Annotated in this window: 12 protein-coding genes and 6 tRNA genes; 14 read left to right on the forward strand and 4 right to left on the reverse strand. The window is 54.2% G+C overall.

What is annotated here, in order from left to right; genetic code table 11:
- Positions 1–17 precede the first annotated feature (17 nt).
- From chiP to nagE, 3 genes are all read right to left on the reverse strand, one after another.
- The gene (gene chiP, locus FCL49_RS08725; RefSeq protein ID WP_174353207.1) at positions 18–1,421 is read right to left on the reverse strand and encodes a chitoporin ChiP; all 1,404 of its coding nucleotides are present in this window, start codon (positions 1,419–1,421) and stop codon (positions 18–20) included.
- Between the two features lie 579 nt (positions 1,422–2,000).
- On the reverse strand, positions 2,001–3,665 hold the full coding sequence (gene glnS, locus FCL49_RS08730; RefSeq protein ID WP_174353208.1) for a glutamine--tRNA ligase: 1,665 nt from the start codon (positions 3,663–3,665) through the stop codon (positions 2,001–2,003).
- Positions 3,666–3,906: 241 nt separating this feature from the next.
- Positions 3,907–5,853 carry a PTS N-acetyl glucosamine transporter subunit IIABC gene (gene nagE / locus FCL49_RS08735; RefSeq protein ID WP_174353209.1) on the reverse strand — a complete coding sequence of 649 codons (1,947 nt, stop codon included), beginning with the start codon at positions 5,851–5,853 and terminating at the stop codon, positions 3,907–3,909.
- 334 nt (positions 5,854–6,187) lie between these two features.
- Between nagE and nagB the strand changes: the two genes are divergently transcribed.
- The 12 genes from nagB to FCL49_RS08795 all read left to right on the forward strand — a co-directional run bounded on the left by nagB (position 6,188) and on the right by FCL49_RS08795 (position 14,628).
- Complete coding sequence (nagB, locus tag FCL49_RS08740) at positions 6,188–6,988, forward strand: glucosamine-6-phosphate deaminase (RefSeq protein ID WP_012005664.1); 801 nt, start codon at positions 6,188–6,190, stop codon at positions 6,986–6,988.
- Positions 6,989–7,006: 18 nt separating this feature from the next.
- Positions 7,007–8,146 carry an N-acetylglucosamine-6-phosphate deacetylase gene (gene nagA, locus FCL49_RS08745; RefSeq protein WP_174353210.1) on the forward strand — a complete coding sequence of 380 codons (1,140 nt, stop codon included), beginning with the start codon at positions 7,007–7,009 and terminating at the stop codon, positions 8,144–8,146.
- A 27-nt stretch (positions 8,147–8,173) separates the two neighbouring features.
- Entirely contained in the window at positions 8,174–9,394 is a 1,221-nt protein-coding gene (gene nagC / locus FCL49_RS08750; RefSeq protein WP_174353211.1) for a DNA-binding transcriptional regulator NagC, read from the forward strand.
- A gap of 67 nt (positions 9,395–9,461) precedes the next feature.
- Positions 9,462–10,214, forward strand: a complete 753-nt coding sequence (locus tag FCL49_RS08755) for an HAD-IIA family hydrolase (RefSeq protein ID WP_174353212.1) — start codon at positions 9,462–9,464, stop codon at positions 10,212–10,214.
- 178 nt (positions 10,215–10,392) lie between these two features.
- A complete protein-coding gene (locus FCL49_RS08760) occupies positions 10,393–11,847 on the forward strand; it encodes a carbohydrate-binding protein (RefSeq protein WP_174353213.1) in 1,455 nt (484 codons plus the stop codon).
- Positions 11,848–12,136: 289 nt separating this feature from the next.
- The gene (gene asnB / locus FCL49_RS08765; protein WP_174353214.1) at positions 12,137–13,801 is read left to right on the forward strand and encodes an asparagine synthase B; all 1,665 of its coding nucleotides are present in this window, start codon (positions 12,137–12,139) and stop codon (positions 13,799–13,801) included.
- Positions 13,802–14,021: 220 nt separating this feature from the next.
- Positions 14,022–14,098, forward strand: a tRNA-Met gene (locus FCL49_RS08770).
- Between the two features lie 10 nt (positions 14,099–14,108).
- Positions 14,109–14,193: transfer RNA gene (locus FCL49_RS08775), tRNA-Leu, on the forward strand.
- Between the two features lie 30 nt (positions 14,194–14,223).
- Positions 14,224–14,298 (forward strand) — tRNA-Gln (locus tag FCL49_RS08780).
- A gap of 47 nt (positions 14,299–14,345) precedes the next feature.
- Positions 14,346–14,420, forward strand: a tRNA-Gln gene (locus FCL49_RS08785).
- Positions 14,421–14,457: 37 nt separating this feature from the next.
- Positions 14,458–14,534, forward strand: a tRNA-Met gene (locus tag FCL49_RS08790).
- Positions 14,535–14,553: 19 nt separating this feature from the next.
- Positions 14,554–14,628 (forward strand) — tRNA-Gln (locus FCL49_RS08795).
- 84 nt (positions 14,629–14,712) lie between these two features.
- Here the strand turns inward: FCL49_RS08795 and ubiF are convergent.
- Positions 14,713–15,894, reverse strand: a complete 1,182-nt coding sequence (gene ubiF, locus FCL49_RS08800) for a 3-demethoxyubiquinol 3-hydroxylase (protein ID WP_174353215.1) — start codon at positions 15,892–15,894, stop codon at positions 14,713–14,715.
- Between the two features lie 196 nt (positions 15,895–16,090).
- Between ubiF and miaB the strand changes: the two genes are divergently transcribed.
- Entirely contained in the window at positions 16,091–17,515 is a 1,425-nt protein-coding gene (gene miaB, locus FCL49_RS08805; protein ID WP_174353216.1) for a tRNA (N6-isopentenyl adenosine(37)-C2)-methylthiotransferase MiaB, read from the forward strand.
- A gap of 143 nt (positions 17,516–17,658) precedes the next feature.
- A complete protein-coding gene (locus tag FCL49_RS08810) occupies positions 17,659–17,994 on the forward strand; it encodes a zinc ribbon domain-containing protein YjdM (protein ID WP_017891920.1) in 336 nt (111 codons plus the stop codon).
- Positions 17,995–18,020: the final 26 nt, after the last annotated feature.

Genomic DNA, 18,020 nt, shown 5'->3' on the forward strand with positions numbered 1-18,020 from the left:
TGCCGCCGGGGAACGCATCAGAAGATGGTGAATGGCGCGATAACCATGAATTTGACGTCTTTCTCATCCTGGAAGATGTTGCCGTAACCGCCACCCCAGCTTGGGATGTTGGTGTGGTTGTCATACTGGGTGTAGTGCAGTTTCAGCAAGGTGCCTTTGGCGCGACCTTCCTGAATGGTGTACAGCGCGTCCAGGCTCCAGGCGCTCTCTTTCAGGCGCTGGCTCTGGTCATATATCGGGTTGGTGCTTGGCTTGGCGTCCCAGGCATAAACATAAGAACCGCCCACCGCCATGCCCGGCAGGTTCCAGTTGCTCAGGTCATACATCACCCCGGCGTAAACCGCTTTTTCGCCGTTGGCGTTGAAGTCGGAACGGTTATCCCACCAGACGTCGAGACGACCGTTAGAGGAGGCGTAGGTTGGGGTCATGCGTTGCAGGAAGTAACCCTGATTACCTTCGGCTTTGACCATGGTCCCTTCCAGGCGCCAGTTGAACTGACCGGTGGTATAACCAAAGGTTAACGCCTGCAGCCAGGCCAGGCCGTCGTAAATGCTGTTAGGGTCGTTCTTGTCGCTGATACGGTCTTCGGTACCGTAGAATTGATAGCTGGTGGTCAATGGATTACCCACCAGATCAAATTTGTAAGACGCCTTGGTGAAGTACTGATTCACATAGCCCTGGGCCTGACCAAAGGCCGCTTCCAGCACCAAATCATTTTTGAAATCATACTTGGCACCCAGAGAGTGCAGATAGGAGACGCCGGTTTTTTTGTCGTTCTGGCGGAAGTCATCCATCTCGATATGCCATGGAGCCTTGTACTTATTGGTCCACATGTAGGAGAAGCTCAATGCACCGGCATCACCGTAGTCAAACTTGGCACCGGCCTCCGCCCCCTGATAGGTGCCGGGCATAAAGCTCCAGTGTGGTGCCAGCAGCGTTTGCCCGCTTGGCTGGATATAACCGGCGCGTGCCCAGACAGGGCCATACTTGAATTTACCGGCGGCTTTGTACAGGCTGATGCCGCCTTTATCGCCGGAATAGTCTTCATCATAGGTACGGTTTTTGGAGGAGAACGCGATTTCGTTCGGATGGCCGCTGGCGCTGGATTCTGCCAGCTCAATGGCGGTAAAGGCCCCCACGTCCAAACCAAACATGTCCCAGGCATAGCCCGAGGCGAAATCCAGGCTCAGGTTGGCGGTCGAGTGTGACAGGTTGGTGGTGTATTTATTGTAATCGTCACTGGTCGGATTGAGATCTTTACGGTCACGTTCACGCTGCCAGTAATACACGCCGCCGGTCATCGTGGAATCATCGATAAATCCTGCGGCTTTCGCCTCAGGGGCCATGGCAAACCCTGTTCCCAACAGCGCACCCGCGACTGCGAGCGCCAGCGTTTTACGCTGAGCACCGTGCGTACCCATAATGAAATTCCTCTTTGACTTAACTTTAAAAGTTGCAGTCGCCCGTGTTCACCACTGCCCTGCACGACCGCTAATAAAAACCCAATCGGGTAAAAAATATTGCTGACGGGTTAAAATCCCACAGCACTTATTGCTACAGACAGACTATTTTTCGCGACGCGAATTATCAAATGAATTATGAGAGAGATTTGTCAAAGTATGACAAAGAGCACATATCGATGAGATTATGTTACGTGGCTATGCAAAGAGGCTGTCGAATAAAAAATTCAATAAAATCAGAATAAATTTTAATATCAGGTCAATCAGAGACGATTAATGGTTTCAGCCTAAGCAAAAAAGTCAGCCAAAAGAAAAAACATGAGAGCGCTCTCTAAATGACATTAATTCGTATCACGAATATATAAGATGATGTTATATGACTACTGATTTTTATCAAGAAATTGCTGGTACAACTACCGGATTAAAATTTAAAAAATAGATTGGGGATTTAAAAGCATTTGCGGGGAGAGAACGAGGCTGACAGGCATAAAAAAAGCGCAACCGAAGTTGCGCTTTATCGCATTAGCTTTTGATCAGCACTCAGGCGCCAATTTTAGCCCAGGTATCACGCAGGCCCACAGTGCGGTTAAACACCAGGTGCTCGGCCGAAGAGTGACGGCTGTCAGCACAGAAATAACCTTCACGTTCGAACTGGTAGGCTTTTTCCGGCTGTGCGGCCGCCAGGCTTGGCTCAACAAAGCCGTGCTTGATAACCAGTGACTCAGGGTTAATGGTGGTGAGGAAGTCCTCTGCCGCCGCTGGGTTAGGCACGCTGAACAGACGGTCATACACGCGAATTTCCGCCGGCAAAGCATGCTCGGCAGACACCCAGTGGATCACGCCTTTCACCTTGCGGCCATCGGCAGGATCCTTGCTCAACGTCTCTGGATCGTAGCTGCAGAAAATAGTGGTGATTTCGCCTTCAGCGTCTTTCTCAATGCGTTCCGCCTTGATCACATACGCATTGCGCAGGCGAACTTCTTTACCCAGCACCAGGCGCTTGTACTGCTTGTTGGCTTCTTCACGGAAGTCGGCGCGATCGATATAAATCTCACGGCTGAACGGCACTTCACGGCTGCCCATTTCCGGCTTGCTCGGGTGGTTAGGCATAGTCACCATTTCCACACCGCTGGTCAGGTTTTCAATGACTACCTTCACCGGATCCAGCACAGCCATCGCACGCGGTGCGTTTTCGTTCAGCTCTTCACGAATACAGGCCTCAAGCGCCATCATTTCGACGTTATTATCCTGCTTGGTCACGCCGATACGCTGGCAGAATTCGCGGATTGACGCAGCGGTATAACCACGGCGACGCAGGCCGGAAACGGTCGGCATACGTGGGTCATCCCAGCCTTCAACGATTTTCTCGGTCACCAACAGGTTCAGCTTGCGCTTCGACATGATGGCGTATTCAAGATTCAGGCGCGAGAACTCGTACTGACGCGGATGACAAGGGATGGTGATGTTATCCAGCACCCAGTCATACAGACGACGGTTGTCCTGGAACTCCAGCGTACACAGCGAATGGGTGATCCCTTCCAGCGCATCGGAAATGCAGTGGGTGAAATCGTACATCGGATAGATGCACCATTTGTTGCCGGTCTGGTGGTGTTCAGCAAATTTGATACGGTACAGCACCGGATCGCGCATCACGATAAACGACGAAGCCATGTCAATCTTGGCACGCAGACAAGCGGTACCTTCGGCGAATTCACCGTTACGCATTTTTTCAAACAGCGCCAGGTTCTCTTCCACACTGCGGCCACGGTACGGGCTGTCTTTACCCGGCGCAGTCAGGCTGCCGCGATATTCACGGATTTGCTCAGGCGACAGTTCGTCGACGTAAGCCAGGCCCTTGCTGATCAGCTCCACCGCATAGTTGTGCAGTTGATCGAAGTAATCCGAGGAGTAACGAACGTTGCCGCTCCACTCAAAGCCCAGCCACTCGACGTCATGTTTGATTGACTCAACAAACTCGATGTCTTCTTTCACCGGGTTGGTGTCATCAAAACGCAGGTTGCATTGGCCCTGATAATCGCGAGCGATGCCGAAATTCAGGCAGATGGATTTCGCATGGCCGATATGCAGATAGCCATTTGGCTCCGGCGGGAAACGGGTATGGACTGACGTGTGTTTCCCGGACGCCAGATCTTCATCAACGATCTGACGGATAAAATTGGTTGGGCGGGCTTCAGCCTCACTCATTTCACTATTCCTCAATGCAAAGCGCTACTCATAACCGCCTATGTTCCAACAAGCCACGTCCGGAAACAACCGTTTGTTTCACGAAAAATGCGGAGCATTGCACCACAACAGGTCAAGGCGCTATTACGGGACAACCGCTGCCCATAAAAAAGCGGGAAGAGATTGCTCTCTTCCCGCCAAAGGTAGGGTGCGTTCCGTCATGACTCGTTAAACACCCTGGGTACTACTCAGGTAAAACGGTTTATTTCTGGATCTCGAACAGTTTGGTCTGGCCGGCTACCACAGAACCGGTCGCCAGCGCCGTCAGGCCGGCGTAATCGTCAGAGTTGCTGACCACTACCGGGCTGATCATCGAGCGGGCATTGGCGTTCAGGAACTCCAGATCCAATTCAAGGATTGGCTGGCCGGCTTTCACCTCAGCACCCTCTTCAACCAGACGTTTGAAGCCCTGACCGTTCAATGCCACGGTGTCGATCCCCATGTGCACCACAATCTCCGCACCCTTGTCGGTTTCCAGACAGAAAGCGTGGTTGGTGTTGAAGATTTTCACGATGGTGCCATCTGCCGGAGCAACTACGATTTTGTCGGTCGGGCGAATCGCCAGGCCGTCGCCTACCGCTTTGCTGGCAAAGGCTTCGTCAGGAACCTGATCCAGGGCCACGACTTCACCGGTCACCGGAGCCACCAGCGACTCGAAGGCCACCTTCGGCGCATTAGGCACGGCCTGCGATTTAACGGTATTCACGCCAGGAGCCGGCGCCACTTCTGCCGCAGGCACTGGGCCGGTAGCAATCACCGCACGCATGCCGTCAGCAATGGCTTCGGCTTTGGAACCCACGATAACCTGAACGGTTTGTTTGTTCAGTTTCACTACGCCGGAAGCACCCAGGCGCTTACAGCTGGCATCCAGCACTTTGGAAGAATCTTTAACGGTCAGACGCAAACGGGTGATACAGGCATCAATGCCGGTCAGGTTGTCAGAACCGCCGATGGCACCAATATAGCTGCGAGACAGTGCACGCAGGCCTTCATCGGTATTGCTGTTGGCTTCCGGTGCGACGACATCGTCAGACGCATCTTCACGACCCGGAGTTTTCAGGTTGAACGCACGGATAATGATAGAGAACAGGACGAAGTACACCGCGAAGGCAACCAGGCCCATCAGAACAAGCATCCAGACGTTCTTGCTGGCAGCTGGCAAGTTGTACATCAACACATAGTCGATGGCACCTGCAGAGAAGGAGAACCCGGCGTGAATGCCCAGCAAGGTGGCTACAAACAGGCTGATACCGGTCAAAATGGCATGGACCAGATACAGCAGCGGAGCCAGGAACATGAACAGGAATTCAAGCGGCTCGGTCACACCGGTCAGGAATGCGGTCAGTGCAACGGACAGCAGCATACCGCCAACCATTGGGCGACGTTCTTTCGGCGCAGCGAAATACATCGCCAGTGCCGCACCCGGCAAACCGAACATCATGATCGGGAAGAAACCGGACATGAACATCCCGGCAGTGCCGTCACCCGCATAGAAGCGGTTGATGTCGCCGTGGAAGATGGTACCGGCAGCGTTGGTAAACTCACCAATCTGGAACCAGGCAATGGTGTTCAGAACCTGATGCAGGCCGGTTGGGATCAGCAGACGGTTAACGAAGCCGAAAATGCCGGAACCGATAGCGCCCATCGAAACAATCCATTCACCGCCTGCGTGGATCGCATTTTGTACCGGTGGCCAGATATAACCAAAGATGGCAGCAAGGATTAAACAGAAAAAGCCGGTAGCGATTGGAACGAAACGCTTACCGCCGAAGAAGGAGAGGAACTCGGGCAGCTTGATGCCGGACCAGCGGTTATAGACCGCACCGCCCACCAGGCCGGTAATGATACCCGCCAGCACACCCATATTGATCGCCGGGTTAATGGTGACCATCGCCTTGGTCAGAATGAAGTAACCCACCGCGCCCGCCAATGCGGCTGAACCGGCATTGTCTTTCGACCAGGTTGCCGCCACACCGATAGCAAAGATTAACGCCAGGTTATCGAAGATTGATCCACCGGCCTGTGCGATGAATGAAATATTCAGTAAGTCAGGCTGGCCGAAGCGTAGCAAAAGCGCCGCCACGGGCAGTACTGCGATTGGCAGTTGCAACGACCTGCCCAATCTTTGGAAAAAGCCGAGTATGTTCACCTTAATATTCCCCCTAATGCCCTTTTATGAGCTTTATCATATTTTACGCAAGCGCCATCACACACTGCGATTAACTCTGGACGAACGACAACACGTGGAGTGTAAAAAAATTATTTCGTATCGCAAATTAAAACCTCCTTTTTTGTGATTTACATCACCAAAAAGCAGTCTTAAGCTGCCACATTGCTAGCCATCACACAAAACTTATTTTATCATTAAAAAAATCATTGAACCTGAGACATCACGTGAGAATCATAAAGCTGAGTTAGGCTTAAGACTCTCGTTCAGGCTCGAACCAGTATAGCTTTAGTTTACTTACCCCAAGAGGTGTTAGATGAGACTTATCCCACTGAAAGATACTGCACAAGTCGGCAAATGGGCCGCTCGCCATATCGTCCAGCGCATCAACGCATTCAAGCCTACTGCGGAGCGTCCGTTTGTGCTCGGCCTGCCTACCGGCGGAACCCCACTGGAAGCCTACAAACATCTGATTGCGATGCACAAAGCAGGTGAAGTAAGCTTTAAGCATGTGGTGACTTTCAACATGGACGAATACGTTGGCCTGCCGCAGGAACACCCGGAAAGCTATCATACCTTCATGTACCGTAATTTCTTTGATCACGTTGATATCCCAAGTGAAAATATCAACCTGCTGAATGGTAATGCGCCGGACGTTGACGCCGAGTGCCGCCAGTACGAAGCGAAAATCAAATCTTACGGCAAGATCAACCTGTTCATGGGTGGCGTTGGCATCGACGGTCATATCGCGTTTAACGAACCGGCTTCATCGCTGGCATCCCGTACTCGCATCAAAACCCTGACCGAAGATACCCGCATCGCCAACTCCCGCTTCTTCGGCGGTGATGTCAGCCTGGTGCCTAAATTTGCCCTGACCGTGGGCGTGGGCACGCTGCTTGATGCAGAAGAAGTGATGATTCTGGTGACCGGCCATGCCAAGGCACAGGCGCTGGAAGCCGCAGTGGAAGGCAATATCAACCACATGTGGACCATCAGTTGCCTGCAGTTGCATGCCAAGGCCGTTGTGGTGTGCGATGAGCCATCCACCATGGAACTGAAAGTCAAAACCGTTAAATATTTCCGCGAGTTAGAAGCGGAAAGCGTTAAGAGTCTTTAATTCTTGCAGGGGGCTACGATGTTCGCTTTAACCCACGGCCGTATTTATACCGGCCACGACGTACTTGACGACCACGCAGTTATTATCGCTGATGGGCTGATTGAACGAGTCTGCCCGCTGGCTGAACTGCCGGCCGGCATTGAAACGCGCGATCTGGGTGGCGCTATCCTGGCCCCCGGTTTGATCGACGTGCAGCTTAACGGCTGTGGCGGCGTGCAATTTAATGACTCGCTGGAGGCCATTTCGGAACAGACGCTGGAAATTATGCAGCGTGCCAACGAAAAATCCGGCTGTACCAGCTATCTGCCAACGCTGATCACCAGCAGCGACGAATTTATGAAGCACAGCATCGAAGTGATGCGCGCTTATCTGAAAAAGCACCCCAATCAGGCGCTTGGCCTGCATCTGGAAGGGCCGTACCTTAGCCCGCTCAAAAAAGGCACTCATAACCCGGCGTTTATCCGCAAACCAACCAGCGAGATGATCGACTATCTGTGCGCCAATGCCGATGTGATCACCAAAGTCACGCTGGCGCCGGAAATGGTGGAGCCGCACTTTATCAAGCAATTGACGGAAGCCGGCATTGTGGTGTCCGCCGGTCACTCGAATGCCACCTACGATCAGGCCCGTATCGGTTTTGCCGCCGGTATCACCTTCGCCACTCACCTGTATAACGCCATGCCGTATATCACCGGGCGTGAACCAGGCCTGATGGGGGCGATTTTCGACACGCCTGAGGTCTACACCGGCATTATCGCCGACGGCCATCACGTGGCCTGGGCGAGTATCCGTAACGCCAAGCGCATGAAAGGTGATAAATTGGTGCTGGTCACCGACGCCACCGCGCCGGCAGGTGCCGATATCGACCAATTTATTTTTGCCGGTAAAACAATATACTATCGTGATGGGCTGTGCGTGGACGAAAACGGCACCCTGAGCGGCTCAGCGCTGACCATGATTGACGCGTTAAAAAATAGCGTTGAGCACGTCGGTATTGCATTGGACGAAGCCCTGCGCATGGCGACGCTGTATCCGGCGCGCGCTATCGGCGTGGACCACCGTTTAGGCACTATCGAGCCGGGTAAAGTGGCGAACCTGACGGCCTTTACCCGTGATTTTAAAGTCACCAAAACGCTCGTTAACGGTAACGAGGTTTAATTTAATGAACAGCGAGTAAAATTATTGATGAGTACTGGCGGACAGGCACAGATAGGGAACGTTGACTTAGTCAAGCAACTCAACGGCGCAGCGGTTTACCGCCTGATCGACCAGCAAGGTCCGATTTCGCGCATTCAAATAGCCGAACTGAGCCAGCTAGCGCCCGCCAGCGTCACTAAAATTACTCGCCAGCTGTTGGAGCGCGGGCTGATCAAAGAAGTCGATCAGCAAGCCTCCACCGGCGGCCGCCGCGCCATTTCCATTGTCTCCGAAACCCGGCATTTCCACACCGTGGCCGTGCGCCTCGGTCGTCACGACGCTACCATCACCCTGTACGACATGAGCGGAAAATCGCTCGGTGAAGAACACTACCCGCTGCCGGAACGCACCCAGGAGACACTGGAAAATGCGCTGTTTATCGCCATTGCCCAGTTTATCGAAAACTACCAGCGCAAGCTGCGTGAGCTGATCGCCATCGCGGTGATCCTGCCTGGCCTGGTTGACCCAGCGCTGGGCGTGGTGCGTTACATGCCGCACATCAGCGTCAACAACTGGGCGCTGGTCGATAACCTGCAGCAACGTTTTAACGTCACCAGCTTTGTTGGCCACGACATCCGCAGCCTGGCATTGGCAGAGCATTACTTTGGCGCCACGCGCGACTGCGAAGACTCTATTCTGGTGCGCCTGCACCGTGGCACCGGCGCTGGCATTATCGTCAACGGCCAGATATTCCTGGGCAACAACGGCAACGTCGGTGAGATTGGCCATATTCAAATTGATCCATTGGGCGAACGCTGCCACTGCGGCAACTTCGGCTGTCTGGAAACCGTCGCCGCCAACGCCGCGATTGAACATCGTGTACGCCACTTACTGACCCAGGGTTACCCCAGCAAACTGACTCTCGACGATTGCAACATCGCTGCCATCTGCAAGGCCGCCAACCGCGGTGACCTGCTGGCCAGCGAAGTGATCGAACACGTCGGTCGCTACCTCGGCAAAGCCGTGGCTATCGCCATCAACCTGTTTAATCCGCAGAAAGTGGTGATCGCCGGTGAAATTACCGAGGCGGAAAAAGTGCTGCTGCCGGCGATCCAAAGCTGCATCAATACTCAGGTGCTGAAAGACTTCCGCAAAAATCTGCCGGTGGTCACCTCCGAACTCAATCATCGCTCGGCGATCGGCGCATTTGCCCTGGCCAAGCGGGCGATGCTCAACGGCGTGCTATTGCAGCGATTGCTGGAAAGCTGATCCGTCGCTTCAGGCAGGTGTGCTATCTTCGCGTTTTGCCTGCCGCCAATCATGAGAAACAGCAACAATGACAATCAAGAACGTTATATGTGATATCGACGGCGTGCTGCTGCATGACAACACGCCAGTTCCCGGTGCCGACCTTTTCCTGGCACGCATTCAGGAACAGGGCATGCCGCTGGTCGTGCTGACCAACTATCCGTCGCAGACCGCGCAGGATCTGGCGAACCGCTTCGCCGCCGCCGGGCTGGAAGTGCCGGAAAGCGCGTTTTATACCTCAGCCATGGCCACCGCCGATTTCCTGCGCCGTCAGGAAGGCAAAAAAGCCTATGTGGTCGGTGAAGGCGCGCTAATTCATGAACTGTATAAAGCCGGTTTCACCATTACCGACATCAATCCTGACTTCGTGATCGTCGGCGAAACCCGCTCCTACAACTGGGACATGATGCACAAGGCCGCCTACTTCGTGAATAACGGCGCGCGCTTTATTGCCACCAACCCGGATACCCACGGCCATGGTTTTGTGCCGGCCTGCGGTGCGCTGTGCGCCCCCATCGAGAAAATCACCGGCCGCAAACCGTTTTACGTTGGCAAGCCAAGCCCGTGGATCATCCGTGCCGCACTGAACAAGATGCAGGGGCATTCGGAAGAAACGGTGATCGTCGGTGACAACCTGCGCACCGATATCCTGGCGGGCTTCCAGGCCGGTCTGGAAACCGTCTTGGTGCTGTCCGGCATCTCTACGCTGAACGATGTCGAAACCATGCCGTTCCGCCCGAGCTATATCTTCCCGTCCGTCGCCGATATCAATATTTTTTAATCACTGCGGTGGCCATTGCGGCCACCCTTTAATTTAACCAGCTTGAATTAAATTTATTATTGCCCAACAAAGGTTTCACTCCAGCCTCGTTAAAAAAGCGCACTCTATATTTACGCCCCGCCAATCACTGATATTGACGTCGTGCGGAAATAATCTTACTTAAAATAACGAGGTTACCATGAGCACCAATAATATTATCAATGCACCACTGGCAGATGACGCCGCTATCATGCCGGATATGGCCAATAAAAAAATCATGATGGGTTTTTGGCACAACTGGGCCGCCGGTGCCAGTGACGGTTATCAGCAAGGCCAATTCGCCAATATGAATCTGACCGACATTCCGGCCGAATATAACGTGGTCGCCGTGGCCTTTATGAAAGGCGAAGGCATCCCCACCTTCAAGCCTTACAACCTGTCTGATGCCGAGTTCCGCCGTCAGGTTGGCGTGCTCAATAGCCAGGGCCGCGCAGTGCTGATTTCCCTGGGTGGCGCAGACGCGCATATCGAATTGAAAACCGGCGACGAAGACAAGCTGGCCAATGAGATTATCCGTCTGGTGGAAACTTACGGCTTCGATGGGTTGGATATCGATCTGGAACAAGCCGCCATTGGCGCAGCCAATAATAAAACCGTTCTGCCGGTCGCACTGAAAAAAGTAAAATCGCACTATGCCGCCGAAGGTAAAAACTTTATTGTCAGCATGGCGCCAGAATTCCCTTATTTACGCACCAACGGGACTTACCTGGATTATATTACCGCGCTCGAAGGCTATTACGATTTTATCGCGCCACAATATTATAATCAGGGCGGTGATGGTATCTGGGTTGATGAAGCCAACGGCGGTAAAGGCGCCTGGATCACCCAGAATAACGACGCCATGAAAGAAGACTTCCTGTATTACCTGACCGAAAGTCTGGTTACCGGCACCCGTGGCTATGCCAAAATCCCGGCAGCCAAATTCGTTATCGGTCTGCCAACCAACAATGACGCTGCCGCCACCGGCTATGTGGTCGACAAAATGGCGGTTTATAACGCCTTCGCACGTCTTGATGCCAAAGGTTTGTCGATCAAGGGCCTGATGACCTGGTCGGTAAACTGGGACAACGGCCGGAGCAAGGCCGGCGTGGCTTATAACTGGGAATTCAAAACTCGTTATGCCGCGCTGATCCAGGGGGGGATCACGCCACCACCGGGAAAGCCTGATGCGCCAACCGCGCTGAATGCCACCGCGATCGCCGCAACGTCGTTGACGTTGAAATGGGCGGCTGCCAGCAGCGTCAATCCGGTGAGCCAATATACGGTTTACCGTAACGGTAGCGCTATCGGCCAGACCGGCGGCCTGTCGCTGCAAGACAGTGGCCTGACTCCGGCAACGCAATACAGCTACTTCGTTACCGCCACCGATAACCAGGGCAGTACCTCACTGCCGAGCAGCGCGCTGGCGGTGAAAACCGCAGACGGCGGCACACCTCCGGATCCGGGCACTGGCGAGTGGCAGAACAACCACAGCTATAAGGTCGGCGATGTGGTGACCTATAAAGGCAAGAAATACACCTGTCTTCAGGCACACACCTCTAACGCAGGCTGGACGCCGGATGCGGCCTTCACCCTGTGGCAGTTGACCGCCTGATAAGCGGCAATGAGTTGCCGGAAAAACTATCCGGCAACTCATCTATTTAGTAAAAAATTGCACATTCGTTAATTTTAGGCGTCATTAACTGAACATCCACTAATATTCGACCTACCCCAAACAACTATTTTTCGGCGTAGCGCTAAAACGCTTGCATCCCCTGCCGCTTTTGACGCATTTTCATAAACACAACGCAGCAAAACCGCGCCATCACTGATGAGCCGACCACGCTGCCTATAACAACCAAAACAACATCACAGTCTAAAAAAGTCGTTAGGAGAGTCGGTATATGTGTTCTATTTTCGGTGTGCTCGATCTAAAGTCCGATCCCGTTGAACTGCGTAAGAAAGCGCTGGAGCTGTCCCGTCTGATGCGCCATCGCGGCCCGGACTGGTCCGGCGTTTACGCCAGCGATAAAGCCATTCTGGTGCATGAGCGCCTGTCGATTGTCGACGTCAACAATGGCGCCCAACCGCTGTACAACGCTGCGCACACCCACGTTCTGGCGGTTAACGGTGAAATTTACAACCACCAGGCGCTGCGCCAGCAACTTAGCGATCGCTATGAGTTCCAGACCGGTTCCGACTGTGAGGTGATCCTGGCGCTGTATCAGGAAAAAGGCACTGACTTCCTCGACGATCTGCAGGGGATGTTCGCCTTTGCCCTGTACGACGCCGAGAAAGACGCCTACCTGATTGGCCGCGACCATTTGGGCATTATCCCGCTGTACATGGGCCATGATGAATTCGGCAACCTGTATGTGGCCTCTGAAATGAAAGCGCTGGTGCCGGTTTGTCGCACCATCAAAGAATTCCCGGCGGGCAGCTACCTGTGGAGCCAGGACGGTGAAATTCGCGAATACTACCAGCGTGACTGGTTCGATTACGATGCGGTTAAAGACAACGTCACCGACGCCAACGCCCTGCGCAACGCACTGGAAGACTCGGTGAAAAGCCACCTGATGTCCGACGTTCCTTACGGCGTGCTGCTGTCTGGCGGCCTGGACTCTTCGGTGATCTCCGCCATTACCAAAAAGTACGCCGCACGCCGCGTGGAAGATCAAGAGCGCAGCGAAGCCTGGTGGCCGCAACTGCACTCCTTCGCCGTCGGCCTGGAAGGTTCACCGGATCTGCGCGCTGCGCAGGAAGTGGCCAACCACCTGGGCACCGTACACCATGAAATTCATTTCACCGTGCAGGAAGGCCTGGACGCCATTCGCGACGTGATTTATCACATCGAAACCTATGACGTCACCACCATTCGCGCCTCCACCCCGATGTACCTGATGTCACGCAAGATCAAGGCGATGGGTATCAAGATGGTGCTGTCTGGGGAAGGGGCGGACGAAGTGTTCGGCGGTTACCTGTACTTCCATAAGGCACCGGATGCTCGTGAGTTCCACGACGAAACCGTGCGCAAACTGCTGGCCCTGCATATGTTTGACTGCGCGCGCGCCAACAAGGCGATGTCCGCCTGGGGTGTGGAAGCTCGCGTGCCGTTCCTGGATAAAAAATTCCTCGACGTGGCGATGCGCATCAACCCGAAAGACAAAATGTGCGGCAATGGCAAAATGGAAAAACATATCCTGCGTGAATGTTTTGAGTCCTATCTGCCGGCCAGCGTGGCCTGGCGCCAGAAAGAGCAGTTCTCCGACGGCGTTGGCTACAGCTGGATCGACACCTTGAAAGAAGTCGCTGCCAAGCAGATCAGCGATCAACAGCTCGAAACCGCACGTTTCCGCTTCCCATACAACACGCCGAGCTCCAAGGAAGGCTACCTGTATCGCGAAATTTTCGAAGAGTTGTTCCCATTGCCAAGCGCGGCCGAATGCGTGCCTGGCGGCCCGTCAGTGGCCTGCTCTTCAGCGAAAGCCATCGAATGGGATGAGTCGTTCAAAAAGATGGACGATCCTTCTGGTCGTGCAGTCGGCGTTCACCAGTCCGCCTACAAATAATCGCCGGGCGTTTTCTTCCCTGGGCGGACCTTCGGGTCCGCCTTTTTGTTGATGTTTTCAACCATTAATTGTCGGAATTGGTGATTTTATCGCCATACTGTTCACAACCCAGACAAACAACACATCCGGTCGCTTTTTCGGGAAAAAACTTGTTGACGCAAAACGGCCATATACGCATAATGCGCCCCGCAACGCCGATGAAGGTTGCGCGAAAAAAGATGGCTACGTAGCTCAGCTGGTTAGAGCACATCACTCATAATGATGGGGTCACAGGTTCAAATCCCGTCGTAGCCACCATCTTTTTTTTGCGGGAGTGGCGAAATTGGTAGACGCACTAGATTTAGGTTCTAGCGCCGCAAGGTGTGCGAGTTCAAGTCTCGCCTCCCGCACCATTTCTTATCATCGGGTTGTAAGGCATCAGATGGGGTATCGCCAAGCGGTAAGGCACTGGTTTTTGATACCAGCATTCCCTGGTTCGAATCCAGGTACCCCAGCCATTTTTTAAATGGTTTGATGCAGTAAGAAGAAGTTGAAAATTTGTTGATGGGGTATCGCCAAGCGGTAAGGCACTGGTTTTTGATACCAGCATTCCCTGGTTCGAATCCAGGTACCCCAGCCATCAACATCGTTGACTTTTAAAGTAAAATATCAAAAATGGCTACGTAGCTCAGCTGGTTAGAGCACATCACTCATAATGATGGGGTCACAGGTTCAAATCCCGTCGTAGCCACCATATTTTACTGTTATACCATTGGGGTGTCGCCAAGCGGTAAGGCTCTGGTTTCTGATACCAGCATACCCAGGTTCGAATCCTGGCACCCCAGCCACATTTAGAAAAGCCCGCTTCGGCGGGCTTTTTGCTATTTTGCATTTGGTCAATAACCGGGCCCAGCAAGCTGAACCCATTTAAGTTATAAACCCAGCGCGTACTTCAACGCATTTTCCTTTAGCTTCCCCGCCCGCTGGGCCGCCATCAACGCAAGATTGCGTGCCACGCTTAAGGGTGCCAAATTATTGCTAAAGGCGGTGTAAAACAGATCCATGCCGCTTTGCATCAGCAAATTATCGGTACGGCGACGACGCTGATAACGCATCAGCACCGCTTCACTGCTCCAGTCCTCACCCTGTTCCCGCGCCTCACTCAATACCGCCAGCAAGGCGTCCACATCGCGATACCCCAGGTTCACGCCCTGCCCGGCTAACGGATTAATGGTGTGCGCCGCGTCGCCGAGCAATGCCAGCCCCGGTAACACATAGCGCTGTGCATGGCGGCGCGCCAGCGGGAAAGATCCGGCGGCATGCACTTTCACCGTCCCCAAACGTGCGGGAAACGCCTCTGCGATTTCGCGCTCAAGCAGTGCTGGCGGCATCACCTGCAACTGACGGATACGCTGCGGACTGTCGTACCACACCAGTGAAGCCCACTGATCATACAGCGGCAGAAACGCGCGTGGGCCGGAAGGGAAAAACTGCTGCCAGGTTACATCCTGCTGCGGCGCACCGGTCTCAACGGTGATCAGCATGCAGGACTGACGGTACTGCCAGCCGCTGGTACCGATGGCCGCCAGATTACGCACCTGCGAGTTGGCACCGTCAGCCCCGACCACCAAACGCGCCTGTAGCGTCTCAGAAGAGTCCAGTGTCAATTGCCAATGGTCATCGCCCCGTTGCAGCGAACGCAGCCTGGCGGGGCAACAGAGCGTCAGATTGTCGCACTGCTCGAGTTGCTGCCACAGCGCCAGTTGCAAAATGCGGTTTTCCACCATAAAGCCCAGTTCCGGCAGGCCCAGTGAAGCGGCGTCAAACGCCACCCGCGCCGACGCCCACTCCCAGGTTTCCAACCGGCGGTACGGCGCGGTGCGCATCGCTTGCACCGCCGGCCAGGCGCCGAGCTGTTTGAGCAACCCTACCGAGGTGCAGCCAATCGCGGAAATACGCAAGTCCGGCGGGCTTTGCACATCGAACGCTTGCGGCGCCTGATGTTCCAGCAATGCCACCGACCAACCGGCCTGCGCCAGCCCCAGCGCGGCGGCCGCGCCAACCATGCCACCGCCTACCACCACCGCGTCATACCGTTTTTGAGAAGTGTTCATATTGGCTAAATTTTCTTGGTTAATTATCGCCATCCCCACCGGCATGGCGTTTGGCATCAGTGTAACGGATTTTTAATTTGGCTTCAGGTCGCATGCCGTTTTCCCCGCGCTGGTCACAACGGCGTCAAATGTTTACAATAGCGCCCTGCATGTCGCGTATCGCAACTTTCGCTCCGCACTGAGTAATGGCAAGTCAATGACCAAAAAACTACATATCAAAACCTGGGGCTGCCAGATGAATGAATATGATTCATCAAAAATGGCGGACTTACTGGGAAGCACGCACGGTTATCAATGGACCGACAACGCTGAAGAAGCGGACGTGCTGCTGCTCAATACCTGCTCGATCCGCGAGAAAGCGCAGGAAAAAGTCTTCGCCATGTTGGGCCGCTGGAAGCTGCTGAAAGAAAAGAACCCAGAGCTGATCATCGGCGTGGGGGGTTGCGTGGCCTCACAGGAAGGTGAACACATCCGCAGCCGTGCGCCCTGCGTCGACGTGGTATTTGGGCCGCAAACCCTGCACCGCCTGCCGGAAATGCTCAATCACGTGCAGGGGACCCGCAGCCCAATCGTCGACATCAGCTTCCCGGAGATCGAAAAGTTCGACCGCCTGCCGGAGCCCCGTGCCGAAGGCCCAACCGCCTTTGTCTCCATCATGGAAGGCTGCAACAAATACTGTACCTTCTGCGTGGTGCCTTATACCCGCGGAGAAGAAGTCAGCCGCCCAAGCGACGACGTGCTGTTTGAAGTCGCCCAACTGGCGGCGCAAGGCGTGCGTGAAGTCAACCTGCTTGGCCAGAACGTCAATGCCTATCGCGGGGCAACCTACGACGGCAGCATCTGCTCCTTTGCCGAACTGCTGCGCCTGGTGGCGGCCATCGACGGCATCGACCGCATCCGTTACACCACCAGCCATCCGATTGAATTCACCGACGATATTATTGCGGTATACGAAGACACGCCGGAGCTGGTCAGCTTCCTGCATCTGCCGGTACAGAGCGGATCAGACCGCATACTGACCATGATGAAGCGCGCGCACACCGCACTGGAATACAAAGCGATCATTCGCAAACTGCGCAAGGCGCGGCCGGACATCCAGCTCAGCTCCGATTTTATTATCGGCTTCCCGGGGGAAACCCAGGCCGACTTCGAACAGACCATGAACCTGATTGCCGAGATTAACTTCGACACCAGCTTCAGCTTTATCTACTCGTCACGCCCAGGTACCCCGGCGGCCGATATGGTGGACGACGTCAGCGAAGACGAAAAGAAACAGCGCCTGTATATCCTGCAGGATCGTATCAACCAGCAGGTGCTGCAGTTCAGCCGCCGGATGCTCGGCACCGTACAGCGCATTCTGGTGGAAGGCACCTCACGTAAAAGCGTGATGGAGCTGGCGGGCCGTACCGCCTGCAACCGCATGGTAAACTTTGAAGGCACGCCGGATATGATTGGCCAGTTCGTGGATGTGGAAATCACCGAAGTCCTGACCAACTCACTGCGTGGTGCAGTGGTGCGTACCGAACAGCAGATGGATCTGCGCGTACATGAATCCCCGCAGTCGGTGATCGCCCGTACCCGCAAAGAAAATGCGCTGGGTGTCGGCCTTTACCAGCCCTGATGCTGTTTTAGTTTGACGCTAAACGTGGCGGCCGCGCTTCCCGCCGCCACGATAACGATGATCCTTATTATTTCTCTGTCGGGCCATGCGCCCGGCAATTTTCTTTTTTTTATTTTTTTGATTGTTTAAAGAGGCGACATAGCATGCAACTCCCACACTGCCCGAAGTGCAATTCCGAATACACTTATCAGGACAACAACCTGTTTATCTGCCCTGAGTGCGCCCATGAGTGGAGCGACAGTGCCCCGGCGGAAGACAGCGATGCGCTGATTGTCAAAGATGCCAACGGCAACCTGCTGGCCGACGGCGACGCCGTGACCGTGGTGAAAGATTTGAAGGTCAAAGGCAGCTCTTCGATGCTGAAAATTGGCACCAAGGTGAAGAACATTCGCCTGGTGGAAGGCGATCACAACATCGACTGCAAAATTGATGGCTTTGGCCAAATGAAACTGAAGTCCGAGTTCGTGAAAAAGAACTGATCTCAGCTTCTCTTCTCAAGTCATTA

The sequence above is a fragment of the Serratia proteamaculans genome, assembly GCF_013337185.1.
GTDB lineage: Bacteria > Pseudomonadota > Gammaproteobacteria > Enterobacterales > Enterobacteriaceae > Serratia > Serratia proteamaculans_D.

Coding starts and splice junctions, on each gene's coding strand:
- nagB (WP_012005664.1), top strand. CDS start 6,188: ATGAGACTTATCCCACTGAAAGATACTGCACAAGTCGGCAAATGGGCC.
- nagC (WP_174353211.1), top strand. CDS start 8,174: ATGAGTACTGGCGGACAGGCACAGATAGGGAACGTTGACTTAGTCAAG.
- chiP (WP_174353207.1), bottom strand. CDS start 1,421: ATGGGTACGCACGGTGCTCAGCGTAAAACGCTGGCGCTCGCAGTCGCG.
- FCL49_RS08810 (WP_017891920.1), top strand. CDS start 17,659: ATGCAACTCCCACACTGCCCGAAGTGCAATTCCGAATACACTTATCAG.
- nagA (WP_174353210.1), top strand. CDS start 7,007: ATGTTCGCTTTAACCCACGGCCGTATTTATACCGGCCACGACGTACTT.
- asnB (WP_174353214.1), top strand. CDS start 12,137: ATGTGTTCTATTTTCGGTGTGCTCGATCTAAAGTCCGATCCCGTTGAA.
- ubiF (WP_174353215.1), bottom strand. CDS start 15,894: ATGAACACTTCTCAAAAACGGTATGACGCGGTGGTGGTAGGCGGTGGC.
- glnS (WP_174353208.1), bottom strand. CDS start 3,665: ATGAGTGAGGCTGAAGCCCGCCCAACCAATTTTATCCGTCAGATCGTT.
- FCL49_RS08755 (WP_174353212.1), top strand. CDS start 9,462: ATGACAATCAAGAACGTTATATGTGATATCGACGGCGTGCTGCTGCAT.
- FCL49_RS08760 (WP_174353213.1), top strand. CDS start 10,393: ATGAGCACCAATAATATTATCAATGCACCACTGGCAGATGACGCCGCT.
- miaB (WP_174353216.1), top strand. CDS start 16,091: ATGACCAAAAAACTACATATCAAAACCTGGGGCTGCCAGATGAATGAA.